The 24,459-nt window shown below is 72.6% G+C and carries 26 protein-coding genes; 15 read left to right on the top strand and 11 right to left on the bottom strand.

Annotation, left to right across the window (positions count from 1 at the left end; translation table 11 throughout):
• Positions 1 to 63: 63 nt before the first annotated feature.
• From GWK16_RS08595 to GWK16_RS08615, 5 genes are all read left to right on the top strand, one after another.
• On the top strand, positions 64 to 555 hold the full coding sequence (locus GWK16_RS08595; RefSeq protein ID WP_211187200.1) for a hypothetical protein: 492 nt from the start codon (positions 64 to 66) through the stop codon (positions 553 to 555).
• A 163-nt stretch (positions 556 to 718) separates the two neighbouring features.
• Positions 719 to 1,645 (top strand): acetyl-CoA carboxylase, carboxyltransferase subunit beta, encoded by a 927-nt coding sequence (gene accD, locus GWK16_RS08600; protein WP_170053513.1) that lies wholly within the window; start codon positions 719 to 721, stop codon positions 1,643 to 1,645.
• Between the two features lie 4 nt (positions 1,646 to 1,649).
• Positions 1,650 to 2,921 carry a Mur ligase family protein gene (locus GWK16_RS08605; protein WP_170053514.1) on the top strand — a complete coding sequence of 424 codons (1,272 nt, stop codon included), beginning with the start codon at positions 1,650 to 1,652 and terminating at the stop codon, positions 2,919 to 2,921.
• Between the two features lie 255 nt (positions 2,922 to 3,176).
• Positions 3,177 to 4,325, top strand: a complete 1,149-nt coding sequence (locus GWK16_RS08610; RefSeq protein ID WP_170053515.1) for a DegT/DnrJ/EryC1/StrS family aminotransferase — start codon at positions 3,177 to 3,179, stop codon at positions 4,323 to 4,325.
• A gap of 156 nt (positions 4,326 to 4,481) precedes the next feature.
• Positions 4,482 to 5,204 (top strand): DUF1194 domain-containing protein, encoded by a 723-nt coding sequence (locus GWK16_RS08615; RefSeq protein ID WP_170053516.1) that lies wholly within the window; start codon positions 4,482 to 4,484, stop codon positions 5,202 to 5,204.
• On the opposite strand, the gene GWK16_RS08620 is transcribed toward GWK16_RS08615, so the two are convergent.
• The 6 genes from GWK16_RS08620 to GWK16_RS08645 form a co-directional block, all read right to left on the bottom strand.
• On the bottom strand, positions 5,191 to 5,610 hold the full coding sequence (locus GWK16_RS08620) for a hypothetical protein (protein ID WP_170053517.1): 420 nt from the start codon (positions 5,608 to 5,610) through the stop codon (positions 5,191 to 5,193). The genes GWK16_RS08615 and GWK16_RS08620 overlap by 14 nt on opposite strands.
• Positions 5,611 to 5,612: 2 nt before the next feature.
• Complete coding sequence (locus tag GWK16_RS08625; RefSeq protein ID WP_170053518.1) at positions 5,613 to 6,026, bottom strand: DUF3775 domain-containing protein; 414 nt, start codon at positions 6,024 to 6,026, stop codon at positions 5,613 to 5,615.
• A 210-nt stretch (positions 6,027 to 6,236) separates the two neighbouring features.
• The gene (locus GWK16_RS08630) at positions 6,237 to 7,064 is read right to left on the bottom strand and encodes an aldo/keto reductase (RefSeq protein ID WP_170053519.1); all 828 of its coding nucleotides are present in this window, start codon (positions 7,062 to 7,064) and stop codon (positions 6,237 to 6,239) included.
• Positions 7,061 to 8,086, bottom strand: coding sequence for a WD40 repeat domain-containing protein (locus GWK16_RS08635; protein WP_170053520.1), 1,026 nt, complete (start codon positions 8,084 to 8,086; stop codon positions 7,061 to 7,063). The genes GWK16_RS08630 and GWK16_RS08635 overlap by 4 nt, the downstream gene beginning before the upstream one ends.
• A 45-nt stretch (positions 8,087 to 8,131) precedes the next feature.
• Complete coding sequence (locus GWK16_RS08640; protein ID WP_170053521.1) at positions 8,132 to 9,823, bottom strand: stimulus-sensing domain-containing protein; 1,692 nt, start codon at positions 9,821 to 9,823, stop codon at positions 8,132 to 8,134.
• Positions 9,824 to 9,872: 49 nt separating this feature from the next.
• Positions 9,873 to 10,574, bottom strand: a complete 702-nt coding sequence (locus GWK16_RS08645; protein WP_168042050.1) for a response regulator transcription factor — start codon at positions 10,572 to 10,574, stop codon at positions 9,873 to 9,875.
• A 102-nt stretch (positions 10,575 to 10,676) separates the two neighbouring features.
• On the opposite strand from GWK16_RS08645, the gene GWK16_RS08650 reads away from it, so the two are divergent.
• The 8 genes from GWK16_RS08650 to fabG all read left to right on the top strand — a co-directional run bounded on the left by GWK16_RS08650 (position 10,677) and on the right by fabG (position 19,162).
• Positions 10,677 to 11,411 carry a HugZ family pyridoxamine 5'-phosphate oxidase gene (locus GWK16_RS08650; RefSeq protein ID WP_170053522.1) on the top strand — a complete coding sequence of 245 codons (735 nt, stop codon included), beginning with the start codon at positions 10,677 to 10,679 and terminating at the stop codon, positions 11,409 to 11,411.
• Between the two features lie 87 nt (positions 11,412 to 11,498).
• The gene (locus GWK16_RS08655; protein ID WP_170053523.1) at positions 11,499 to 13,094 is read left to right on the top strand and encodes a phosphoenolpyruvate carboxykinase; all 1,596 of its coding nucleotides are present in this window, start codon (positions 11,499 to 11,501) and stop codon (positions 13,092 to 13,094) included.
• A 2-nt stretch (positions 13,095 to 13,096) separates the two neighbouring features.
• Positions 13,097 to 13,684 (top strand): LolA family protein, encoded by a 588-nt coding sequence (locus tag GWK16_RS08660; protein WP_170053524.1) that lies wholly within the window; start codon positions 13,097 to 13,099, stop codon positions 13,682 to 13,684.
• An 82-nt stretch (positions 13,685 to 13,766) separates the two neighbouring features.
• Positions 13,767 to 16,064: an MMPL family transporter gene (locus tag GWK16_RS08665; protein WP_170053525.1), complete on the top strand. Its 2,298-nt coding sequence runs from the start codon at positions 13,767 to 13,769 to the stop codon at positions 16,062 to 16,064.
• A gap of 5 nt (positions 16,065 to 16,069) precedes the next feature.
• Positions 16,070 to 17,254 (top strand): beta-ketoacyl-ACP synthase, encoded by a 1,185-nt coding sequence (locus GWK16_RS08670; protein WP_170053526.1) that lies wholly within the window; start codon positions 16,070 to 16,072, stop codon positions 17,252 to 17,254.
• Positions 17,251 to 18,039 carry a beta-ketoacyl synthase chain length factor gene (locus GWK16_RS08675; protein WP_170053527.1) on the top strand — a complete coding sequence of 263 codons (789 nt, stop codon included), beginning with the start codon at positions 17,251 to 17,253 and terminating at the stop codon, positions 18,037 to 18,039. The genes GWK16_RS08670 and GWK16_RS08675 overlap by 4 nt, the downstream gene beginning before the upstream one ends.
• The gene (locus tag GWK16_RS08680) at positions 18,036 to 18,461 is read left to right on the top strand and encodes a phosphotransferase (RefSeq protein WP_211187201.1); all 426 of its coding nucleotides are present in this window, start codon (positions 18,036 to 18,038) and stop codon (positions 18,459 to 18,461) included. The genes GWK16_RS08675 and GWK16_RS08680 overlap by 4 nt, the downstream gene beginning before the upstream one ends.
• Positions 18,458 to 19,162: a 3-oxoacyl-ACP reductase FabG gene (gene fabG / locus GWK16_RS08685; RefSeq protein WP_168042057.1), complete on the top strand. Its 705-nt coding sequence runs from the start codon at positions 18,458 to 18,460 to the stop codon at positions 19,160 to 19,162. The genes GWK16_RS08680 and fabG overlap by 4 nt, the downstream gene beginning before the upstream one ends.
• A 3-nt stretch (positions 19,163 to 19,165) precedes the next feature.
• On the opposite strand, the gene GWK16_RS08690 is transcribed toward fabG, so the two are convergent.
• On the bottom strand, positions 19,166 to 19,648 hold the full coding sequence (locus tag GWK16_RS08690; RefSeq protein WP_170053528.1) for a hypothetical protein: 483 nt from the start codon (positions 19,646 to 19,648) through the stop codon (positions 19,166 to 19,168).
• The gene (locus GWK16_RS08695) at positions 19,632 to 20,450 is read right to left on the bottom strand and encodes a glycosyltransferase family 2 protein (protein WP_211187202.1); all 819 of its coding nucleotides are present in this window, start codon (positions 20,448 to 20,450) and stop codon (positions 19,632 to 19,634) included. The genes GWK16_RS08690 and GWK16_RS08695 overlap by 17 nt, the downstream gene beginning before the upstream one ends.
• 61 nt (positions 20,451 to 20,511) lie before the next feature.
• Here GWK16_RS08695 and GWK16_RS08700 point away from each other — a divergent pair, with 61 nt between their 5' ends.
• Positions 20,512 to 21,849, top strand: coding sequence for an NAD(P)/FAD-dependent oxidoreductase (locus tag GWK16_RS08700; RefSeq protein ID WP_170053529.1), 1,338 nt, complete (start codon positions 20,512 to 20,514; stop codon positions 21,847 to 21,849).
• Here GWK16_RS08700 and GWK16_RS08705 read toward each other — a convergent pair.
• The 3 genes from GWK16_RS08705 to GWK16_RS08715 form a co-directional block, all read right to left on the bottom strand.
• Complete coding sequence (locus tag GWK16_RS08705; protein WP_170053530.1) at positions 21,827 to 22,213, bottom strand: hypothetical protein; 387 nt, start codon at positions 22,211 to 22,213, stop codon at positions 21,827 to 21,829. The two genes, GWK16_RS08700 and GWK16_RS08705, sit on opposite strands and share 23 nt — an antisense overlap.
• A 97-nt stretch (positions 22,214 to 22,310) precedes the next feature.
• Positions 22,311 to 22,970 (bottom strand): YdcF family protein, encoded by a 660-nt coding sequence (locus tag GWK16_RS08710; RefSeq protein ID WP_211187203.1) that lies wholly within the window; start codon positions 22,968 to 22,970, stop codon positions 22,311 to 22,313.
• A complete protein-coding gene (locus GWK16_RS08715; RefSeq protein ID WP_170053531.1) occupies positions 22,967 to 24,109 on the bottom strand; it encodes an alpha/beta hydrolase in 1,143 nt (380 codons plus the stop codon). The genes GWK16_RS08710 and GWK16_RS08715 overlap by 4 nt, the downstream gene beginning before the upstream one ends.
• A gap of 84 nt (positions 24,110 to 24,193) precedes the next feature.
• Between GWK16_RS08715 and GWK16_RS08720 the strand changes: the two genes are divergently transcribed.
• Positions 24,194 to 24,421 (top strand): zinc-finger domain-containing protein, encoded by a 228-nt coding sequence (locus tag GWK16_RS08720; protein ID WP_170053532.1) that lies wholly within the window; start codon positions 24,194 to 24,196, stop codon positions 24,419 to 24,421.
• Positions 24,422 to 24,459: the final 38 nt, after the last annotated feature.

Here is a 24,459-nt window from a genome sequence, read left to right on the forward strand (position 1 = left end):
GGGGAGATCTCGCTTCTCCCTTCGCGTTTCGGATGGGGCACAAGACCCCGCCTGGGAGGAACGATGGCCGGCACCGCGGACACCGCGGCGCGAGACGAGCTGCGCCGGGCAGGCCTGGCCGCCGATGGCTGGCTGCCGCGCCTGCTGACGCTCCTCCGCGCTGCCGAGGACACCCACATCGACGCCGCCGGGGCCCGGCGCCTGGCGGCTGACGGCGGCCTGGCGCTCAACCGTGCCGAGATCGCCGACATGCTCGAGGCGCTGGCCGGCGCGGGGCTGCTCGGCCGCGTGCCGAGCCGGATCGGCGGACCGATCTACGACACGGTGCCGCAGCCCCATTCCCACCTGGTGGACGAGGCGACGGAGACCGTGGTGGACCTCGATGTCTCCCCCGAAACGCTGGCCGCGATCGTTGCGCAGGCGATTGCCGACCAGCCCGGCCGGGTGGAGGTGCTGCTGCGAATCCGCGCGCCGGAGGGCGACGATTCCGGCCTGCCACGGCCCCGGCGCGGCCCCGGACGGCCCCGCCTGGCGCCACCGGTGGCGAAGCGGTAGCCGCCGCGCCGGCCGCCCTATATAAGGCGGCGCGCTACGGCGCGCCGAGGCCGCGAATGCGACCCGCGCCAGACCAACCGTCGCCGCCAGTGCGCCGCTGGCAGCGCGAAAGCCTAGCGGCCCGCACGGGCCGCGCCCGGCGTTTGAGGGCAGACAGAGACTCATGAACTGGATTTCCGACTGGGCCCTTCCGAAGATCTCGGGCCTGTTCAAGCGGGAGGTGCCGGAGAACCTCTGGCACAAATGCCCTGCCTGCGAGCAGATGATCTTCCGGCGCGACCTGGAAGCTGCCCTGCATGTCTGCCCCCATTGCGGCCACCACATGCGCATCTCGGCGGTGCGGCGGCTGGAATGCACGCTGGATCCGGGCTTCTCGCGCATCGAGCTGCCCAGGGCGCCGGCCGACCCGCTGCGCTTCCGCGACCAGCGCCGCTACACGGAGCGGCTGAAGGAAGCGCAGGCGAAGTCCGCGATGGACGACGCGGTCGCCGTCGCGCACGGGACCATCGAGGGCCAGCGCGCCGTCGTCGCCGCGATGGAATTCGCCTTCATGGGCGGGTCGATGGGCGCGGGCGTGGGCGAGGCGATCGTCACCGCGGCGAAGCTCGCCGTGCTGCAGGACGCGCCGCTGATCGTCTTCACCGCCTCCGGCGGGGCGCGCATGCAGGAAGGCGCGATCAGCCTGATGCAGATGCCGCGCACCGTCATCGCGACCCGGCTGGTCAAGGAAGCCGGGCTGCCCTTCATCGTCGTGATGTGCGACCCGACCACGGGCGGCGTCACGGCCTCCTTCGCGATGCTCGGCGACATCCATATCGCGGAGCCCGGCGCCCTGATCGGCTTCGCCGGCGCGCGCGTGATCGAGCAGACGGTGCGCGAGAAGCTGCCCGAGGGCTTCCAGCGCGCGGAATACCTGCTGGAGCACGGCATCCTCGACCTGGTGGTCAAGCGCAGCGAGATGCGCGCGACGCTCGCGCGCGTCATCGGCCTGCTGCGCGTGCCGCTGGTCGAGGCCGCGACGGCGCCCGCCGCCGAGGTGCCCGCCCTGCCGGCGCCCGAGGAACCGACGGAACAGCCTGCCCAGGCCTGACGTCGTGTCCCGCGCCGAGGCCATCGTCGAGCGCCTGCACGCGCTCCATCCGAAGCTGATCGATCTCAGCCTCGGGCGTCTGCATCGCGCGCTGGACGCGCTGGGCAACCCCGAGAAGCATCTGCCGCCCGTCGTGCATGTGGCGGGCACCAACGGGAAGGGCTCGACCTGCGCCTTCCTGCGCGGCATCGCCGAAGCGGCGGGGCAGCGCGTGCATGTCTACACCTCCCCGCATCTCGTGCGCTTCCATGAGCGCGTCCGCCTCGCCGGCACGCTGGTGACGGACGAGGCGCTGACCGCGGCGCTCGAGGAAGCGGAGGTCGCGAACAAGGGCGAACCCATCACCGTCTTCGAGATCACCACCGCGGCCGCGCTGCTGTTGTTCAGCCGCGTCCCGGCGGATGTGCTGGTGCTCGAGGTCGGGCTCGGCGGGCGGCTCGACGCGACGAACGTCGTGGATCGCCCGGCGGCCACGGCGATCGCCTCCATCTCGATGGACCACATGGATTTCCTCGGCGACAGCCTGGCCGGCATCGCCGCGGAGAAGGCCGGCATCATCAAGCCGGGCGTGCCCTGCGCGACGGGCGCGCAGGATCCGGTGGCGCTCGAGGCCATCGCCCGCATCGCGGCCGAACGCGGGGCGCCGCTGTTGGTCCGTGGACGGGATTGGACGGCGGAGCTGACGACCGAAGGCCTGCGCTACGGCGACGCGCGCGGCACGCTCGACCTGCCGCCGCCCGGCCTGCCCGGACCGCATCAGGCCGACAACGCCGGCATCGCCATCGCCGCGCTGCGGTCCTGGAATCCGTCCTGGCTGACCGATGTCGCGATCGCCCGCGGCGTCGCGGCCGCGGAATGGCCGGCGCGGCTGCAGCGGCTGAAGGGTGCGTTGGCGAGGGCGCTGCCCGGCGGCTTCGACCTCTGGCTCGACGGCGGGCACAACGCCGGTGCCGGCGTGGCGCTGGCGCAGCACCTTGCGACCTGGCGCGATCGGCCACTGCACCTGGTGGTCGGGATGAAGAAGGGCAAGGCGAGCGAGGAGTTCCTCCGCCCGCTGATCCCCTTCGCGACGACGCTGACCGCGGTTGCGGAGCCGGGGCAGCACCTGGCGATGCCGGTCGAGGACATCGTCGCGGCAAGCGGCGGCGTGGCGCGGCTGGGCCCGACGGTGGCGGCGGCGCTGGCGCGGATCGCAGCGGACGGCGTCCCGGGGCGGGTGCTGATCTGCGGGAGCCTGTACCTCGCGGGCGAGGTCCTGAAGGCAGACGGCGGCTGAGCGTCGGAGGGGGAAGAGAACTTCTCTCCCCCCAACCGGGACCCCCCTCAACCTTCTTTGACGCCTGGGAACTGGCCGTCGCGGCCGGCGCCAAGTATCCAAGGAAGGGAGGGGGCTCGGGGGAGGTTCTCCTCCCCCGCCCTTTCCGCCGTGTTTCCGCATATTGCGTTGCACAAGGACACCAAGGGTGATTTCGCGCGACGCGGCCTCCGGGTCTAAGACGCTGCCGCAATCGCCGCAGCACCCCGAGGACTCATGACCGCTCCCATCGCGCTCTTCGACGTCAAGGCGCAGCAGGCCCTGATCCGCGCCGAGCTCGACCGGCGCATCGCCGCCGTCCTCGATTCCGGCCGTTTCATCAATGGGCCGGAGGTGACGGAGCTCGAGGAGAAGCTCGCCGCCTTCGCCGGCGTCGCGCATGCCGTCGGCGTCTCCTCCGGCACCGACGCGCTGCAGATCGCGATGATGGCCGAAGGCATCGGCCGCGGCGACGCGGTCTTCCTGCCCGCCTTCACCTACACCGCGACGGCCGAGGTCCCGCTCGTGCTCGGCGCGACGCCGGTCTTCGTCGACGTGGATGCCGAGACCTTCAACATCGACATCGCCGACCTCGAGAAGCGGATCGCCGCGGTGAAGAAGGACGGCCGCCTGAAGCCGCGCGCGGTGGTGGGCGTGGACCTGTTCGGCCTGCCCGCCGACTGGCCGGCGATCGAGGCGATCTGCGCGCGGGAGGGGATGTTCGCCCTGGACGACGCGGCGCAGGCCTTCGGCGCGCGGCTGGGCAATCGCCGGCTCGGCGGCTGGGGCGGGGCGGCGGCGCTGTCCTTCTACCCGACCAAGACGCTCGGCGCGTATGGCGACGGCGGCGCGCTGCTGACCAACGATGCGGATCGCGCGGACCTCTTCCGCTCGCTGCGCACGCATGGCGAAGGCAAGACGCGCTACGAGGTCGAGCGCACCGGCATGAATGGCCGGCTCGACACGCTGCAGGCGACGATCCTCTGCGCCAAGATGGGCATCTTCGAGCAGGAGCTCGGGCAGCGCCGCCGCATCGGCGCGGCGTATGACGCGGCTTTCGCCGGCAAGGTCGGCGTGCAGGTGGCGCAGGACGGCGCGGAGAACTGCTACGGGCTCTACACGATCCGCCTGCCGGATGCGGCGGTGCGGGCGCGCGTGCAGCAGGCGCTCTCGGCGCAGCAGATCGGCTCGGGCATCTACTATCCGAAGCCGCTGCACCATCAGCCCGCCTACGCGGCGCACCATGCGGCTGCCGTCGCCGGCGGCCCGGCGCCGCTGCCGGTCAGCGAGGCGCTGTGCCATCAGGTCCTGTCGCTGCCGATGCATCCCTACATGTCGGAAGCCGACGCCGCGCGCGTGGCCGGCGTGGTTCTCGGCGCGCTCTGAGCGGTTTCCAGCACCAGGCATAGGTTTCCACAGGCCTTTCGGCCTGGGACCGGGGGAGCCCGGGAGGGGCGGCGCCCCTCCCGGATCCACCGCACGTTTGAGTTGAATCCCCCCGGGGACGCGCGCAACCTTCCGAATCGTCACGAGGAGGTACCGATGCGTCGCAGGATCCTTCTCGCTGCCGCGGGCGTTGCCGCGGTCCCGGCCATCCGGCCCGCCCGGGCCCAGGATGCGGTGGATGTTTCCCTGGTTCTGGCCGTGGACGTGTCGCGCTCGATCGACGAGGACGAGGCGCGGCTCCAGCGGGAAGGCTATCGGCTTGCCGTCGCCGATCCCGTGGTCGTCGCGGCCATCCGTGGCGGCATGACGGGCTCGATCGGCATCGCCTATGTCGAATGGGCCGGCATCGAGTACCAGCGCACCGTCATCCCCTGGCGGCGCATCGCGAACCAGGCCGATGCCGATGGCTGGGCCGCGGAACTCGCGAGCGCGCCGCGCGTCGCGCTGTCCTGGACCTCGATCTCGGGTGCCATCCGCCACGCCCGCCAGGTCCTGGCCGATTGCCCGTGGGAGGCGACGCGCAAGGTGATCGACGTCTCGGGCGACGGCGTGAACAATTCGGGTCCGCCCGCGGATCGCGAACGCGACGCGGCGGTGGCCGAGGGCATCGTCATCAACGGCCTGCCCATCGTGAACGACCGTCCGACCTTCGGACGCCTGCCGCCGGTGCCGCTCGACGACTACTACCGGGAGAACGTCATCGGCGGCGACGGCTCCTTCATGATCGTCGCCGAGGATTTCGAGAGCTTCGGCGTCGCCGTGAAGCGCAAGCTGATCCGCGAGATCGCGAACCTGCCCGCGGGCCCTATTCCGGCCTGACGGCGCCCTGCTCGACGAGCCGAAGGCAGCCCTGCACCACCGGGGCGCAGGCGGAATTCTGCGACATCGGCAGGTCCGAGGCCGCCGAATACCCGATCCGCGTCACCTTGCCGTCCACCAGCTGGAAGGTGACGCGGCAGGTCGACCCGGCCGACACCGACAGCGACCCGCCGATCACCGGCACCGGCGCGGACACGCCCGAGGCCGGCGGGGAGCGGTCATAGGTCCAGAACTCCCCGCCCGCGGAATTCGCCGTCAGGTTCGGCACGCCGGCGCACAGGCGCAGATCGTCCGCGCGCAGGCCGACCAGGCGTTCCCGCCCGTCCTCGGCCACGGCGGAATCCCGCGCCGAGCATCCGGGCAGCAGCAGGATCGGCAGCAGCAGGACGAGACGGCGGAGCGTCACCCTCACTCCTCGTCCTCGAGCGACAGGCCCAGTTCGTCCAGGCCTTCCTCCAGCATGTCGCCGAGCATGTCGATGCCGAGCAGGTAGTCCGCGGGGTCGCGCACGTTGCGCTCGCGCGCCAGGGTGCGGGCCTCTTCCCAGTCCTCGGCCGAGTAGTCGCCGCGCCCGATCCAGGCGAGCGCGATCAGGGAGGCCTGCTCGTCCTCGTTCAGATCGTTGATGAAGGCGCGCAGCGCGTCCTCATCCATGTTCTCGTCGTCCTCGGCGTCGAGGCCTTCCTCGTCCTCCTCCTCGCGCGCGAGGGCGCCGCTTTCCTCGCCCTCCTGCACTGCGCGGGCGGCGTCCACGATGGCGGCGACGGACTCGAGGCTGATGCCGAGATCGAAGTCCTCGTCCTCGTCCTCGGGTGCGGCCATGGTCTTCACTCCTGGTCTGGTCGGGCGGCAATCAAGCATGGGCGGGCGGGGGCTTGCCACCCCCGGGGCGCCCGATGGGCCGCGGCGCTCCATCTGTTTGAAAAGTCGGGTCCCTCCGCGCCCAAACGGTCCCGATCCGGGGCTGGGACAATCGCGCGGGTGCGATGCTGCCCGTCGGGCGGCGCGGCGAGAGCTTCCTGCGACCGACCGTCAGGCGTCCCAATCGGGGGCAAAGGAGGGATTCACCAGGCGGCGGTCCTTCGGCAGCCGGGCGATGGCCGCGAGGTCCTCGGCATCGAGCCGGATCGCGGCCGCGGCGAGGTTCTCCCGCTGCCCCTCCGGCCGGCCCGATTTCGGGATGGCGACGACCCCGTCCTGCGCCAGCAACCAGGCGAGGGCGATCTGCACCGGGCTGGCCCCGTATTTCGTGGCGATGGCGCGCATCACCGGGTCGTCATTCACCTGCGCCTTCGCGATGGGCGCGTAGGCCGTCAGGGCGAGGCCGTGCCGGCGGCAGAGCGCGGCGAGGCGGTCCTGCCAGAGATAGACATGCGCCTCGACCTGCAGCGCCGCGAGGGGTGCGATGCCGAGTGCGATCGCCCGTTCCAGCAGCCCGGGCGGGAAGTTCGACACGCCGACGGCGCGCGCCAGCCCGTCCTGCTGCAGCTTCGCCAGCGCGCCGAGGGCCGCCGGCAGATCCATGTCGACCGCCGGCCAGTGGATCAGGATCAGGTCCGCATAGCGCATGCCGAGCCGCTTCAGCGATGCCTCGGCCGAGGCGCGCAGCGCTTCGGGGGCGAGTTCCGTCCACCACACCTTGGTGGTGAGGAAGATCTCCCCCCGCCGCACGCCCGAGGCCGCGATGCCGGCGCCGACCGCATCCTCGTTGCCATACATCGCCGCGGTGTCGATGTGCCGGTAGCCGAGGCCGATGGCGGTCTCGACGGCCTGTTGCGCCTCCGCCCCGCGCAGCGTCCAGGTGCCCAGCCCGATGCGCGGGACGCGCAGGCGCGGCGTCTCGAGGATCGGCGCGCTCATCGCTTCGACAGGTCCACCAGGCCCGCGCCGCCGGCCTCGGTGCCGAAGGCGAGGTGCGTGCCGGCATCGTTCCAGGCGAGGGCCGAAACCGCCGAACCGCCCGGCGGGGCAACCGGCACGACGCGGCCCGAGGCGACCTCGGCGATCAGCACCAGCCCGTCGCCGAAGCCCGCGGCCACGACCTCCTGCTGCGGGTGGCAGGCGACCATCGTGCAGAGCACGCCGTCCCCGCCCGCGAGCTCGGTCGGCGCCTTGCCCATCGGCCCGCCGCCGAAGAAGGGCCAGAGCACGACGCAATCCGCCCCGGCGGTCGCGAGCCAGCGCCCCTTGGCGGTGAAGCCCATCGACTTCGTCTTCGACGGATAGCCGGCCATCCGCATGTGCTGGCCATCCGCCAGGCGCCAGCCATGCAGCGTGTTCTCCTGCATGGAGGTCACGACATGCGTCCCGTCCGGGCTGATGAGGACGCCCGTGTGGCTGCCCTTCCATTCGAGCAGCCGGGGCGAACTTTCCTTCGCCGCGACGAACCACAGCGAGGCGCCGTTGTAGTGGGAGGCGGCGAGGCGCTTGCCCTTCGGGTCGAAGGCGATGCCGGTGACCGTGGACGGGTGCGCGAGGGACTTCAACGCCGCCCCCTTGCCGTCGAGCAGGTGCACCGCCTTGCCCACCGCCGCGGCGCGCAGGCCGGATTCATGGCTCGCGACCTGGTCGACCCAGCGGCTGCCGTATGTCGCGACCTCGGTCGCGGTGGCGTCGGGGGCGATGCGCATCAGCCGCCCGTCGTCGCCGCCGGTGATCACCCCGTCCTTGCAGTCCGGCGCGATGGCGAGGCAGGCGCCGTCATGCGCGGCGACACCGGCCCAGTCGCCCTCGATGGCCGCGAGGCGCACGGTGCCGTCGCCCAGCGCGAAGGCGCAGGACCGGCCGCCGCGCCCGAAGGCGGCGCCCACGACCCAGGCGCCAAGATCCTCGGCCCGGCCGCGATGGGAGATGAGGTAGTCGGCGGTTAGGGACGTGCTCATGGGGGCCTGTATGCCGCCATCCGGGACGCGATGCGAGGGGGAGCCTCAGCCCACCGGCAGGCGCACCACGAAGCGCGCGCCCGCCACGCTGCCATCGGCCCGCCGCCGGTTCTCCGCCGTGATGGTCCCGCGCAGCCCCTCGACGATCTGCTTGCTGATGGACAGGCCGAGGCCGGAATGCTGGCCGAAGCGCTCGCCGCGGGGGCGTTCGGAGTAGAAGCGCTCGAAGATGCTCTCGAGCTTCTGCTCGGGGATGCCGGGGCCTTCGTCCTCGATCGCGACCTCGGCGAGGGCGCCCGTCAGGCGCGCCTTCACCCAGACATGGCCCTTCTCCGGGCTGAAGGAGATCGCGTTGCCCAGCAGGTTGCGGAAGACCTGCACGATGCGGCCTTCGACGCCGCGCACCACCATCGGGCCCGGCGGGGCTTCGAGGACGACGATGGCGTCGTCCTCCTTGCGCGTCGCCTGGTGCAGTTCGGATAGCGCCGAGAGGATCGGCGCGATGTCGACCGGGGTGGAGACGGTGCGCGACAGTTCCGCGTCGACGCGGGAGGAGTCGCTGATGTCGCCGATCAGCCGGTCCATCCGCACCGCATCCTCGGCGATGATGTCGAGCAGCCGGTTGCGGCTGTTCGGGTTCTCGACGCGGCGCAGCGTCTCGAGCGCGCTGCGCACGCTGGTCAGCGGGTTGCGCAGTTCATGCGCGACATCGGCGGCGAAGCGTTCGTTGGCATCGATGCGCGCCCAGAGCGCGCGGGCGGAATTCTGCAGGTCGCGCGCCAGCACGCCGATCTCGTCGTCGCGTGCCATCAGGGGCTCGGGCACCGATTCCTCGCGGCCCTCGCCTTCGCGCATGCGTTGCGTGGCGCGCGCGAGGTCGAGCATCGGCGTCGCGATGGTGCGCGCGAGGTAGAAGGACAGCATCACCGTCAGCACCAGCGCGGTGGCGAAGAGCATCAGGACGGAGACGCGGATCTCGAACAGCCGCGTATCCACCTCGCGCGCATCGCGCGTCAGCAGCACGATGCCGATGCTCTGCCCGCCGCGCCGCGCCGGCTCGGCGACCGAGACCAGCAGCCGCCCATCCCCGGTCCGCCGGATGTAGGGCCGCACGCCGCCTTCGAGGGCGAGCCGCAGCTCCTCGCGCCGGTCGGGGCCGAGGTCGGGCTGCCAGTCGAAATCCGGCGCATTCGGGCCGACATCGACCGACACGCCGCTGCCCACCCCGGTGCTGCGCAGCCCCGAGGGCAGCACACCGGAGAGCCGGTCATAGACCTCGCCCACGGTGGTCGAGAGCGCGCCGCGCGGTTCGGGCGGCGGCAGGGGCTCGGTCACGACGGCGCCGCCGGGACCCTCGCGCACGCGGCTGTCGGCGACCATCAGGCCGGTATTGTCGAACAGGCGCGCCTGGGTGTTCGGGGACGGTTCGACCAGGCGGCGCAGCAGCGGCCTGGCGGCCTCCGGCACCAGGATGGCGCGGTCGCCGTCGACCCGCACCGCGGCCTCGGCGATCGCGCCGGCGTAGATCCGCGCCTGGGTCCGCAGCGCCTCGACCTCCGCTGCGAGCAGGCCGTTCTGGTACTGGTCGAGGTAGAGCAGCGCCGCGGCGAGCAGCGCCGGAGGCACCGCGTTGACCAGGAGGATGCGACGCAGCAGCGGCGAGAAGCGCCGCGGGCGCGGTTCGGCCGGCGCCTCCGCGCGCAGCGGCGCGGGACGGCGTGCCGAGCCGTCAGGCATCCGCGCGGGCCGCTGCTGCCGCCGTCATCGTTTCCTCCTGCACCGCCGATCAGGCTTCCTTGTAGCGGTAGCCGATGCCGTAGAGCGTCTCGATCTGGTCGAACTCGCCATCCACCTGGCGGAACTTCTTGCGGATGCGCTTCACGTGGCTGTCGATGGTGCGGTCGTCGACGTAAATGTTCTCGCCATAGGCGGCGTCGATCAGCTGGTCGCGGTTCTTGACCATGCCGGGGCGGATGGCGAGCGCCTTGACCAGCAGGAATTCGGTGACCGTCAGCTGCACCTGGCCGCCCTTCCAGACGCAGGTGTGCTTGGTCTCGTCCAGCACCAGGTCGCCGCGGGAGATGACGCCGCCCGGGGGCGCGCCCGAGCCTTCGGCGCGCGAGGCCTCGTTGCGGCGGAGCAGGGCGCGGATGCGCTCGAGCAGCAGGCGCTGGCTGAAGGGCTTGGTGATGTAGTCGTCGGCGCCGAGGCGCAGGCCCATCAGCTCGTCCACCTCCTCGTCCTTCGACGTCAGGAAGACCACCGGCATGTTGGACCGCTGGCGCAGGCGCTGCAGCAGTTCCATCCCGTCCATGCGCGGCATCTTGATGTCGAGCACGGCGAGGTCCGCCGGGCGCGCCATCAGGCCCTGCAGGGCGCTCTCGCCATCCGTGTAGGTGCGCACGGTGTAGCCCTCCTGCTCGAGCGTCATCTGCACGCTGGTCAGGATGTTGCGGTCGTCATCCACGAGGGCGATGGTCTGGGGCATGTCGGGTTCGGGTTTCCGGGTCCTGGGGATCGCGGTTGCGCCGCGACCGATGTCGTCACAATTTCGCGGCCGATTGTGGCACGAGACGGGCCGAGGGCAGAGATGGCGTCGGAACAGGGGATCCGGGAGGCCCGCGGACTGATTCGCGGCGCGATATCGGCGACGCTGGCCACCGGCGCGGGCGGGCAGCCCTTCGCAAGCCTCGTCACCCCGGCCCCGGCGCCGGACCTGTCCCCGCTGCTGTGGCTGTCGACGCTGTCCGAGCATACGCGCCACCTCGCGGCCGAACCACGTTGCGCCCTGCTGTTCTCCGGCGTCGCCGAGGGGCCCAATCCGCAGACGGCGCCTCGCGTCACTGTGACCGGCCTCGCCGAACGGGTGCCGGAGGGGGACGTCGCGCCGCTCAAGGCCCGGTGGCTGGCCCGCCATCCCTATGCGGCGCTGTATGCGGATTTCGCCGATTTCGGCCTGTGGCGGGTCCGGCTCGGCGGGGCCTTGCACGTCGGCGGTTTTGCCCGCGCGGAACGCATCAAGGCCGCGGAACTGGCCCCCGACTCCGCCGCGGTCGCGGCCATCGCCGCCGCCGAGGCCGACATCGTTGCGCATGTGAATGCGGACCACGCGGATGCGGTCGAGGCGATCGCGAACGGGCTGCTCGGTGCCGGGCCGGGCTCCTGGCGGCTGGTGGCGGTGGATGTGGATGGCTGCGACCTGTCCGAAGGTAACCGAACAGTTCGTCTTGCCTTCTTAGCGCCGTTAAGCGATGCGGACGGTGTGCGTACGGCGCTGATCCGTGCGGCGCGGGAGGGAAGGGCGCGGTTGGCGCCGCCCGGCTAGGGGCGGCCCTGCCGCAATTCTGCCGCCCATGTCGCGGAAATGGCGTTGGTGCACGCCGCCTTGTGACGCTCAGGAGAGCCGTTCCGCATGACTTCCCCTACCACCGCGCTTGCCGGTACCGGCGTTTCCGCCAGCGGCGAGGTCCATGCCAACCTGACCGCCCCCGCCCTGGTCGCGAACGCCCTGCGCCGCGGGGAAGGCCGGCTGTCGGCGGACGGCGCCTTCATCGCGGTGACCGGCCAGCACACCGGCCGGTCCGTCCAGGACAAGTTCGTGGTGGACGAGCCCGCGACGCGCGAGGCCGTCTGGTGGGGCAAGGTCAACCAGCCCCTGCCGGCCGACAAGTTCTCGGGCCTGCTGACGAAGGTCCGCGCCTGGCTCGGCCAGAAGGCGGAACTGTTCACCCAGGACCTGCATGCCGGCGCTGACCCCGCGCACCGCATCCGCGTGCGCCTGGTCACGACGAACGCCTGGCACGCGCTGTTCGCGCGCAACATGTTCATCCGCCCGGCGAAGGCCGACCTTCCGGATTTCGCGGCGGACTGGACCATCCTGCACGCCCCGGAATTCGAGGCCGATCCCGGCGACGACGGCTGCCGCACCGGCACGGTGATCGCGCTGTCGCTCGCGACCCGCACCATCGTCATCGCCGGCACCTCCTACGCGGGCGAGATCAAGAAGAGCATCTTCACCGTCATGAACTGGCTGCTGCCGGAACGTGGCGTGCTGCCGATGCATTGCAGCGCCAATGTCGGTGGCAAGGGCGATGTCGCGCTGTTCTTCGGCCTGTCGGGCACCGGCAAGACGACGCTGTCCTCCGACCCCGAGCGCGCGCTGATCGGCGATGACGAGCATGGCTGGTCGGACACCGGCGTCTTCAACTTCGAAGGCGGCTGCTACGCCAAGGTCATCAAGCTGTCGCAGGACGCCGAGCCGCAGATCTGGGCCGCCTCCCACCGCTTCGGCACCGTGCTCGAGAACGTGGTGGCCGATGCCGACGGCCATCTCGACCTCGATGACAATGCGCTGACCGAGAACACGCGGTCCTGCTACCCGATCCACTACATCCCGAACGTGGTGGAGAAGGGCACGGCCGGCCTGCCGAAGAACGTGGTCATGCTGACGGCCGATGCCTTCGGCGTGCTGCCGCCGATCAGCAAGCTCTCGGCCGCGCAGGCGATGTACCACTTCCTGTCCGGCTACACGGCGCGCGTCGCGGGCACCGAGAAGGGCCTCGGCAAGGAACCGCAGGCGACTTTCTCCACCTGCTTCGGTGCGCCTTTCCTGCCGCGCCATCCGGAGGTCTACGGGCGGATGCTCGCGGACCTGATCGCGAAGCACGGTGCGGATTGCTGGCTGGTCAACACCGGCTGGTCGGGCGGCGCCTACGGCACGGGCTCGCGCATGCCGATCAAGGTGACGCGCGGGCTGCTGCGCGCCGCGCTCGACGGCTCGCTCGCGAAGGTCGAGTTCGTCCAGGATCCCTTCTTCGGCCTGATGATGCCCAAGGCCGTGCCGGGCATTCCGTCCGAACTGCTGAACCCGCGCGAGGCCTGGGCCGACAAGGCCGCCTACGACCGCACCGCCGCGCGGCTCGTCGGGCTGTTCGAGAAGAACTTCGCGACCTTCGCCGGCGCGGTCGGCGATGACGTGAAGGCCGCGGCGATCCGCGCGGCGGCCTGACCATGGCGCGGCACGGGGGGCGCTTCGTCCCCCCGTCCGTCCCGCGCCGCGCGGCGCTGGTCCTGCCGCTCGCGGCGCAGGCGCCCGATCCGGTCGCCGCGGTGATGGCGCGCCTCGCCGCGGTGCGGGAAGTGCGGGCCAGCTTCGTCGAGGACAAGGACCTCCCGGAGCTCGACCGCCCGCTGACCTCGCGGGGCCTCCTGTCCTGGCGGGCACCCGACCGGCTCGAGAAGCGGACGCTCGAACCCGCCCCCGAATTGTTTCTCGTCGAGGGTGACACGCTGACCCTCGAACGCCCCGAGCGCGGCATCCGCGAGACGCTCTCCCTCGATACCGCCCCCGAGATCCGTCCGCTGGTCGAGGCCCTCCGCGCCACGCTGGCGGGCGACCTCGCCACGCTGCGCCGCTACCATGAGGTGACGTTCAGCGGCACGCCACAGCGCTGGCGCCTGCTGCTCGTGCCGCTGTCGGTCCGCGCGCGGGCGGCGGTGCAGCGTATCGTGCTGGAGGGCGAAGAGGGCTTCATGAGCACGGTCGAGACGCAGGGCAGCGACGGCCGCAGCCGCCTGGTGGCGACGCGCCTGCCGTGATGCCCGCGACGGCCGCAAGGGCATGGCCGCGACAGGCCGGCCGGGTGGCGGCCCGAGGGCGCGGCGACGCCGCCCGGGCCGGATGAAGCGCGTCGCGGCCCTGCTGCTCGTCCTCGCTGCGCTGGCCGGCGCCTTCGCGCTGGCCATGCGGGTCGTGGAGGTGCGCGCCGACATCGCCGACTTCCTCCCCGAACCCGCGACGCCCGAGGCCGCCTTCCTGCTGCAGGAACTGCGCAGCGGCGCCGCGACGACGCTGCTGCTCGCGGGCATCGAGGGGGCACCCGCGGCCGACCTCGCCCGCATCTCCCGATCCGTGGCGCGCGCGATGGTGGAATCGGGGGCCTTCAGCCTGGTGGCGAATGGCAGCGCCGTGGTCGGCGACGAGGAAGCCGCCGTGCTCTTCGCCCATCGCTACGCCCTGTCCCCCGCCGCGACGCCGGAGGCCTTCGCCGAGCCGGCGCTGCGCGGTGCGCTCGAGGGTGTCCTGGACGGGCTCCGGTCCTCCGCGGCGCCGCTGGTGCGCCGCTTCGCCTTCGCCGACCCGACCGGCGCCTTCCTCGCCATGCTGCGCGCCTGGGCCGGAGAGGCGCGCGTCGCGACCGAGAACGGCGTCTGGATGGTCGATGGCCGCGCCCTGCTAGTTGCCCAGACCCGCGCCTCGGGCCTCGATACGGAATCCCAGGCCCAGGCGGTCGCGACCATCCGCCAGGCCTATGACGCTGCCGCACCGCCCCCGGGAACCCGGCTCCTGGTCTCCGGCCCCGGCGTCTTCGCGGCCGAGGCGGCCGCGACGGTGCGTGCCGATGTCGCGCTGGTGTCGAAACTATCCCTCGTGCTGGTGGGGGCGTTCCTGCTGTGGCGCTACCGGTCGCCGATGATGCTGGCGGTGGTGGCGCTGCCGCTCTCGGTGGGCACGCTGGCGGCGCTCCTCGTCGTCGGCGCGGTGTTCGGCCATGTGCACGCCGCGGCGATCGGCTTCGGCATCACCATGCTCGGCGTCTGCGACGACTACCCGCTGCTGCTGGTGACCAACCGCGCGCCGGGGGAGTCCCCGCGCGAGACGGCGCGTCGGATCTGGCCGACGCTGCGCCTTGCGGCGGCGGCGGCCGTGGCGGGGCTGACGCCGATGCTGGCCTCCGGCTTCCCGGGCCTGGCGCAGCTGGGCCTGTTCGCCGCGACCGGGTTGGTCGGCGCCGCGCTCGCCACCCGGTTCCTGCTGCCACCCTTGCTGCCGCCGGAAGGCCTGTTCGTGCGGCCGCTACCCGAGCGTCTCGCCCATCTGCTCCTGCGCCTGCCGGCCCGGCGCGGTCCGGTGCTGGTGCTCCTGGCCGGCGTGGCGGTCGCGCTGGCGCTGGCGGGCGGTCCGCGCATGGAACGCGACCTCGCCGCGCTCAGCCCCGTGCCCGAGCCGGTGCGGGCGCTGGACGAACAACTGCGCGGCCAGGTCGGCGCCCCCGATGTCCGTGTCGTGCTGGCCTTGCGCGCCCCTGATGCCGAGGGTGCGCTGCGGGCGGCCGAGGCCACCGCCGCGCGGCTGATGGCGTCCGGCACCGTCGCGGCGATCGATCACCCCGCGCGCTTCCTGCCGAGCGTTGCGACCCAGCGGATCCGTATCGCGGCCCTGCCGGATGCCGCGACGGTGGCCCAGCGGCTCGAGGCCGCACGCAACGGGCTGCCGTTCCGCGCCGCCGCGTTCCAGCCCTTCCTCGACGGGATCGAGGACGCCCGCCGCCTGCCGCCGCTGACGCCCGCGGATCTCGGGGCGCTGCCGACGCTGGCCGCGCGCCTGTCCCCTCTGCTGCGGCAGGAGGGGCAGGGCTGGCGCGCCCTGCTGCTGCCCAGCGGCATCCGCGACATGGATGCGCTGCGCGCGGCCGCGGCGGCGGTCCCGGGGCTGCTGCTGGTCGATTTCAAGGCTGAGACCGGGGCGCTGCTCGATCAGGGGATCAAGGAGGCGCTGAAATGGGGCGGGGTCGGCGCGCTGCTGGTGCTGGTCCTGCTCGGCGCCGGCCGCGGCCTGACCGGCGGGCTGCGCATCGCGCTGTCCCTGGCGGGGGCGCTGCTGCTGACCTTCGCCATCCTTGCTGCGCTGGGGGAACGGATCGGGGTCTTTCACCTCACGGCGGCGCTCTTGTTGGCCGGCGTGGGGATGGACTATGCGTTGTTCATGTCACGTTCCGGCGAGGAGAGCACCGAGGACGCCGCACGTGCCCTGGGTTCGGTCATCAGCTGCATGGTCACGACGCTGCTCACCTTCGGCCTGCTCGCGCTCTGCGCCACGCCGGTGCTGCACGCCACAGGGCTGACCGTGACGGTGGGCGTCGCCTCGGCCTTCCTGCTCGCCTGCGCCCTGGCGCCGCGCCGGGCCGGGACCAGGTGAGGTCCATGCTGCCGCTGCGCCTCTCCGCGATCACCGCGACCAGCGCCATGGGCGTGGGCCTGGTGGCCACGCGCCAGGCGCTGCAGGCGCGCGCCGGCGGCCTGACGCGCTGCGACCTGCCCGGCATGCCCGAGGGCATCTGGATCGGCCGCGTGCGGGACGCCGAGGCGATCGAACCCCCTGCGCCCTTGGCCGCCTTCGCCTGCCGCAACACACGGCTTGCGGAACTCGCGCTGCGGCAGGACGGGTTCGATGCCGCCGTCGCCGACGCCGCCGCGCGCCATGGCGCGGACCGCATCGCCGTGGTGCTCGGCACCTCGACCTCCGGCATCGAGGAGACGGAGCAGGCCTGGTCGCGCCGTGGCGCGGATGGCGCGCTGCCGCCCTACGACTTCGCCCGCACCCACGATCTGCACGCGCTGCCGCGCTACGTCCGGGCGCGGCTCGGCCTGAAGGGGCCCTGCGTGTCGATCTCGACGGCCTGCACCTCGGGCGCGCGGGCCTTCCTCGATGCGGCGATGCTGATCGCGGCGGGGCTGGCCGACGCCGCGGTGGTGGGCGGGGCGGACACGCTGTGCCGGCTGACGTTGCACGGCTTCGGCTCGCTCGAATTGCTGGCCAAGGGGCCGACGCGGCCCTGCGCCGAGGACCGCGACGGCATCAGCATCGGGGAGGCCGCGGCCTTCGCCCTGCTGGAACGCGCGGGGCCGGGCGACCAGGGCGCGCTCGGCCTGCTCGGCGCGGGGGCGTCGTCGGATGGGCACCACATGTCCTCCCCGCATCCGGAAGGCCATGGCGCGGTCGCCGCCATGCGCGCCGCGCTCGACAGCGCCGGCATCGGACCGGAGGCGATCGATTACGTGAACATGCACGGCACCGGCACGCGCACCAATGACGCCATGGAGGACCGCGCGATCGCGCGTATCTTCGGCGATGCGGTGCCCTGCTCCTCGACCAAGGGCTGGACCGGGCACACGCTTGGAGCCTCGGGTGCGCTGGAAGCCGCGATCGCGGCCATCTGCGTCGAGGACGGGCTGGTGCCCGGCTGCCTCGGCATCGCAGCGCCCGACCCCGCCTTCACCGCGCGCATCGCGGTCGACAACGCCGTCGCGCCGGTGGCGCGCGTGCTGTCCAATTCCTTCGGCTTCGGCGGCAGCAATTGCGCGCTGGTGATCGGGCGGCTCGCATGACGCTCGCCGTCGGCATCGCCGGGATCGGCCTGCTCGGCCCCGGGCTCATGGGCTGGGCGCCCTCCGCGGCCGTGCTGGCGGGTGCCGTGCCCTACGAGCCCGCGCCGCTGACGCCGCCCGCCCCGACCCTGCTGCCCGCCACCGAGCGCCGCCGCACCGGCCCCTCCGTGCGCCTCGCCCTCGCCGTGGCGACCGAGGCGGTGCAGGACAGCGGCCTGCCGCCTGAGGAACTCGACACCGTCTTCGCCAGCTCGAACGGCGAGGGCCATGTCATCACCTCGATCCTCGAGGCGCTGCACACGCCGGATGGCGCGATCTCCCCGACGCAGTTCCACAATTCCGTGCACAACGCGGCGGCGGGCTATTGGGGCATCGCGGTGGGGTCGGCGCGGCCCTCCGTCAGCCTCGGCGGCCATGACGGCGTGCTGGGGACGGGATTGCTGCACGCCGCGGCGCAGGCGGTGGTGGCGCGGCGCCCGGTGCTGTTCGTCGCGCATGACGTGCCGCTGCCCGCGCCGCTCGATGCGCTGCGGCCGACCGCGGCGTCCTTCGCCCTCGCGCTGGTGCTGGTGCCCGAGGGCGGCACGCATGGGCGGATCACCCTGGCGCAGGAGGACAGTGCCGCGGAGGCGTCGGACCTGCCCGATGGCCTCGCGGCGCTGCACGACGCCAACCCGGTCGCGCGCGCCCTGCCGCTGCTCGCGGTGCTTGCCGGCGGCAGGGGCGGGACGGTCCGGCTGCCGATGCTCGAGGATACGCGCCTCGCAGTGGCGGTGGCGGCGTGAGCCTGCCCGCGACGCGCGCGGCGATCGCGCGCCTCGTTCCGCACCAGGGCGGCATGTGCCTGCTCGACCGCGTCACGGCCTGCGACGCGGATGGCATCGCCTGCCTGTCCGCCACGCATCGCGATGCATCGAACCCACTGCGCCGCGACGGCGTGCTGCCGGCGGTCTGCGGCCTGGAATACGCGCTGCAGGCGATGGCGCTGCATGGTGCGCTGACCGATGGCGGGCCGCAGGGCGTGGGCTTCCTCGCCGCGCTGGCGGGTGTCGAGGTCGGCGCCGAACGGCTCGACGACATCCAAGGCGACCTCGCCGTCAGCGCCACGGCGCTGGCGCGCGAAAGCCGCGGCTTCATCTACGGCTTCGCGGTCGAGGGCGGTGGGCGCCGCCTGCTCGCCGGCCGCGCCACGGTGGTCCTCGCATGATCCGTGCCCTCGTCACCGGCGGCAGCAGCCCGATCGGGGAGGCGATCTGCCGCGCCCTCGCCCGCGACGGGCTGCGCGTCATCGTCCATGCCCATGCCAATGTCGCGCGCGCCGAGGCGCTGGCGGCGGAGCTCGGCGGCGAGAGCGTCGCCTTCGACATCGCCGACCACGCGGCGAGCCTCGCCGCCTGCGAGCGCCTGCTGGAACCCGGCCCCATCCAGGTGCTGGTCCACAATGCCGGCGCGCATGAGGACGTGCCGATGGCCGCGATGACGGAAGCGCAGTGGCGCCGCGTCATGGCGGTCTCGCTCGACGGATTCTTCCACGTCGCGCGGCCGCTGCTGCTGCCGATGATGGGCACGCGCCGGGGGCGGATCGTCGCGATGTCGTCGGTCTCGGCCATCATGGGCAATCGCGGCCAGGCGAACTACGCGGCGGCCAAGGCGGGGCTGATCGGGGCGGTGCGCGCGCTGTCGCTGGAATGCGCGCCGCGCGGCGTGACGGTGAATGCGGTCGCGCCCGGGCTGATCGACAGCCCCGCCATCGCCGCCGCCGTGCCGCCCGAGACGGTGAAGCAGATCGTCCCCGCGCGGCGGCTGGGGCGCGCGGAGGAAGTGGCCGACCTCGTCGCCTTCCTGTGTTCGGATCGCGCCGCCTACATCACGGGGCAGACCATCTCGATCAACGGCGGGATGGCCTGATCACTACTCCTGGCTGACCACGCCGCCCGAGACCGGCACCGCGTCGCTGCCGCCGCGCCCGCCGCTGCTCGAGATCGGGCCGCCCGGTGCGCCACTGTACTGGATGATCGCCCGTTCCAGCCCCCGCACGCGGTCGTTGTACGCCTGGTGGATGCGCGCCCCGTCGTAGTCGAGGTTCACGCTGTTCACGTAGGAGATCGTGAAGGTGCGGATGTCGAAGGCGATGTCGACCGTCATCTGGTGGCTGCGCCAGGAATTGCTGGCGCGCACCAGGCCCGGGCGCATCGACTGCACGGACCAGCCGGACTGGGACGCGGCGGCACGGCGGATCTGCGCCTCGCGTTCCTGCAGGCTCGCGCGGCCCTGGAACTGCCCGTTGGTGCTCTCGTAGATCGGCTGCTCCCGGCAGGCGCCGAGGCCGATGCCGCCGCCGACCGCGATCAGGGCCGGCAGGCAGCCGCGCAGCGCATCACGGCGAAACATCATTCCGTCCCTCCTCCTCGAGCCGCCGGAGCCCTGCGAGGGCGCGACGCAGCCCCGCCGGGTCCATCCCGCGCGCCAGCAGCTTCCCGGCCACCATCATCACGATGCGTGAAATATCCGCAACGGGTCGGAAATGACTGGGGCGCTTCAGAGTGCCGGCATAGAGCGCCGGGATGTCGGCCGCGACGGTGGTAATCCCGGCCCGCGCGGCGTCGATCAGGATCTCGCTTTCGAAGGAGAAGCGCCGCGCCCGGCCCTCGTAGCGATCGAGCGCCGTCAGCGCCGCGGCGGGATATATCCGGAAGCCCGACTGGCTGTCCGCCACCGCATGGCCCGCCGCCCAGGAGATCCAGAAATCCGCCACCCGGTTGGCCCGCCGCCGGGCCGCGGGCTGGCCGGTTGCCCGCCGGCGGGATCCGATCACGATGCGGTCCGGCCGGGCCAGCGCCAGCAGGCGCGGCAGGTCCTCCGGCCGGTGCTGCCCGTCCCCGTCCAGCGTCGCGACGTAGTCGGCGCCGCCCGCGAGCGCCGCCCGCATCCCCTGGCGGAGCGCCGCCCCCTTCCCCTGGTTGCTCGGCAGGGCGAGGACCTCGGCGCCGGCCGCGCGGGCCTCAGCGGCCGTCCCGTCGGTCGATCCGTCGTCGACGACCAGGGGCGGGACCTCCGGCACCACGGCGCGCATGCGCGCGACCAGGCCGGCGATGGTCGCCCCTTCCTGGTAGGCCGGGATCACGATCGCGAGCGCCAGGGGCGGCAGGGCCGTGCCGAGGGGCAGGGGCGGCGGCGCTGCGGTTGCTTCGGTCACGGGAATCCGGCTGGAATGCAGGCAGCACCTTACCTCCGAACCTCAGCGGGACCTAGGCACCATGCCGCTCGACGCCGCCGCCCTCGCCGGCGAGACCCTTTGCGACGTGCTGATCGTCGGCGGCGGGCCGGCCGGGTCCACCGCCGCGACGCTGCTCGCCGAGAAGGGCCGCCGCGTCGTGCTGCTGGAGAAGGACCACCATCCCCGCTTCCACATCGGGGAGAGCCTGCTGCCGCTGAACCTGCGGATCTTCGAACGCCTGGGGCTGCAGGAGGAGATCGCGGCGATCGGCATGTACAAGCCGGGCGCGCGCTTCGTCTCGGACGAACACGGCGGGCACACCGCCTTCTCCTTCGCCGCGGGGCTCAACCAGGACTACACCTACGCCTACCAGGTCCGCCGCAGCGAGTTCGACCAGGTGCTGTTCGCCCGCGCGCGCGCCGCCGGTGCGGATGCGCGCGAAGGCATGCGCGTGCTCGACGTCGCGCTCGACGCGCAGGAAGGGCACCGCATTACGGCGCGGGCGGAGGACGGCACCATGCACGCCTTCCGCGCGCGCTACGTCATCGACGCCTCGGGCCGCGACACCTTCCTCGCGAGCACCATGGGCACCAAGGCGCGCAACCCGCACAACAACACCGCCGCGCTCTACGGCCATTTCCAAGGCGTCGCGCCCTTCGCGGGCGAGGAGGACGGCAACATCACCGTCCACCTCTTCGACGAGGGATGGTTCTGGATGATCCCGCTGACCGGCGGGGTGATGAGCATCGGCGTCGTCAGCAATCCGGCCTTCTTCAAGCGCCGCCGCGGCAGCGCCGAGGAGTTCTTCCTCGCGACGCTGCGCGCCGTACCGTCGGTCGCCCGCCGGATCGAGGGCGCGCGGCTCGTCTCCGAGGTGACGACGACGGGCAACTACTCCTACGCCTCGAAGGTCATGCAGGGCGATGGCTGGCTGATGGCCGGCGATTCCTATGCCTTCATCGACCCGGTCTTCTCCTCGGGCGTGCTGCTCGCCATGGCGAGTGCCGAGATGGGCGCCGATGTCGCGCACACCTGGCTCGACGACCGGGCGCGCGGCGCGGCCATGGCACGCGCCTTCGAACGCAAGGTGAAGCGCGCGATCGGGTCGCTGTCCTGGCTGATCTACCGCATCAACACCCCGGTGCTGCGCGACATGTTCATGACGCCGAGCAACCGCTTCCGGATGCGCGAGGGCCTGATCAGCCTGCTCGCCGGCGACGTGCACGCCAATTCGAACCGCCAGATGCCGGTGATCGCCTTCAAGGCGGCCTACCGCATGCTCTCGCTCGCGCATCGCTTCGGCTACCGGCTGCGGCCGGGCGGACTGACCAGGGTCCCCCCGGCGGCGCCTTCCGTCACGCCGTCGGCTGCACGCTGATCGCGCGTTCCAGGTTCTGGATCCAGCCGTTGTAGTTCTTGTGGATGCTGGTCCCGTCGTAGTCCAGGTTCGTGCTGTCGACGTAGATGATCGAGAAGACCTGCTCGTTGTAGGTGATCTCGGTGACCGCGACATGGGTACGCAGGTGCAGCGTCGCGCGGATCACGCCGGGGCGGACCACCTGCGTCTCCCACCCCAGCCCGGCGGCGGCCTGCTGGATCTGCGCCGTCCGGTTCGCGATCGTGCCGGGCTGCATGAAGGGATGCTGGCTGACATTGTAGATGGGCCGCGTGCAGCCCGCGAGGCCGAGCGCCGCGAGCGCGACGGCCGCCGGCCCCATGCCGAGCAGTGAGCGCCGTTTCATGTTTCCTCCGCTTCCCGTTGCGTCATCGCCGCGACGCGCTGCGCCCGCGCGGCGCGCGCATCCTGGCCGCGGCATCATGCACCGGACTTGCGGTGCATCAACCGATGCGCGCGAGCCAGGCGCGACGGCGCAGCAGGCGCGCCAGGGCGCGGCCGGTCAGGTACCAATGCACCATGAAGCCCTCGCCGAGCAGGCGCGGCAGGTCGGGCTGCAGCGACGCCTCCGCCGCGACCGGCATCGGCGCGAGGCCGAGATTGCGTGCCATCAGCAGCGCGCGATGCAGGTGCAGGCGGCTTGTGACCAGGGCCTCGCTGCCGGAATCGTGACCGGCTTCGCGATGGTTGCGCAGGTTCTCGAGCGTATGGCGTGACTGTGTCTCGAGCCCGATGCGGGCCGGGTCGAGGCCCTGGGCGACCAGCCAGGCCCGGCCGATCTCGGCCTCGGTCGGCGCGCCCGGGCTGGTGGCGCCGCCCAGCACGAACACGCGCAGGCCCGGCCAGCGTCGCGCAAGTCCCAGCGCCCGCGACAGCCGCGCGACGAATTCACGGGACGCCTGGCCCGCTTCCAGCCGGTGCCCCAGCACGAGGATGCGGGCCGGCTCGCGGTCGGGCAGCACGGGCGCGCCGAGCGCGGTGCGCCGTACCGCCAGGACCGCCAGTCCCGGCGCGATCCCGAGCGTCAGCGCGGCCAGCAGCAGCGCGGCGACGAGCGTGATGGCGCCGTCGTGCCCGAGGAAGGGCGGCGGCCTGTCGTTCACGCCGCAAGCCAGAGCCGCGCGGCGTCCTCCGCGCCGGACGGGAGCGGGGCGGTGCGGTCGCACGCCCAGGCGGTGATGTCGCCGGCCACGTTCTGCCCCTGGGTATCCCGCAGCAGCATGTGCCAGCCCTCGGGGTAGTAGCCGACCCGCTGCACGGAGCGGTCGGGCAGGGAGGCGAGCAGGTGCCGGGTCGGCCGCGCCGGCACCAGCCGGTCGCGCCCGCCGTAAAGCAGCAGCGCCGGGGCATGGAAATCGGGCGCCGCCCTCACCGCCGCTTCCATCAGGTCCACCAGCCCGGCCAGGGCGTCGACGCGGGTGTGGCGGATCAGCAGCGGATCGCGCGACCAGCGCTGCCAGGCGGCCATGTTGTCCGTCGGCTGGAAGCCGGGGGCCGAATTCTGGAACCCCATCATCGGCACTAGCGAGACCAGCACGTCGAGCATGCCCGCGGCGAACCACCCCAGCGCCGCCCGGCCCACCACCGCCGGCGCAAGCAGCACATACCCGTCGACCGGCGGCCGCCGCGCGGAGGTGCCGGCGACGAGCAGCACCGCGCCGCCCATGCTTTCCCCCATCAGGACGACCGGAACGCCGGGATGGCGGGCGCGGATGATGCGCGCGGCCTCGGAGGCATCGGCCGCCATCGTTTCATGCCCGGCCCAGATGCCGCGATTCGGGGACCCGCCGAAGCCTCGCTGGTCGTAGGCGTACAGCGCCACGCCCGCGGCGGTGAACCAGCCCGCCGCGTCCTCCGCGAAGGCGCGGGCATGTTCGTTCATGCCGTGCAGCCCGACCACCACGGCCTTGGGCCGGCTTGGCGGGAGCCATCCATAGCAGGGCAGGCGGACGCCGTCGGACATCACCAGCGCGTCATCGGCGAAGGCTGGGGCGACCACCGATGGGCCCATCGGCGCCCGGGCCGGAGCGCAGGCGGCCAGCGCCAGCGAGGCGAGGAGCGCGCGCCGCCGGATCCATGCGCCGCCGGCGGACCTCAAGGCCGATGCCTCCGCGGTGGGCGGCAGCCCGGGCGCCGGCCCGATCGCCGGGGGGAAGACGGGCGACGCGGTGCGCGGCGAGGCGCAGCGGAGCGCCACGCTCTGCGGGCCGTCGCCCGTCCGGTGCTGATCCGTGCTGTCCATGCGCACCCGAGATGGTATCGGCCCCCAGGCTGGTCCACCACGCCCGCGACGACTATGGTGCGCCCTGAGGATACGAGGTTTGTCATGCGTGACCCCCTGATGACCGGCTATGCCCCGAAGCCCGTGCACGGCGTAACGCCCGAGCAGCGCGTCGAGGTGCATGCCCGCAAGGTGGCCTGCGACGGCGAGGCCCCGGGCGCGCTCGGCCATCCGCGCATCTGGATGACCATCGAGGACCGCGAGGTCACGTGCCCCTACTGCTCCATCACCTACGTCCTCGCCGAGGGCGCAGGCGAGGACCATGGACACTGACGACGCGAAGGCCCCCGAGGCCGGCCGGCCGAGGGGCA

Source organism: Neoroseomonas marina (genome assembly GCF_012927745.1).
In the GTDB taxonomy this organism is placed as follows: Bacteria; Pseudomonadota; Alphaproteobacteria; order Acetobacterales; family Acetobacteraceae; genus Neoroseomonas; species Neoroseomonas marina.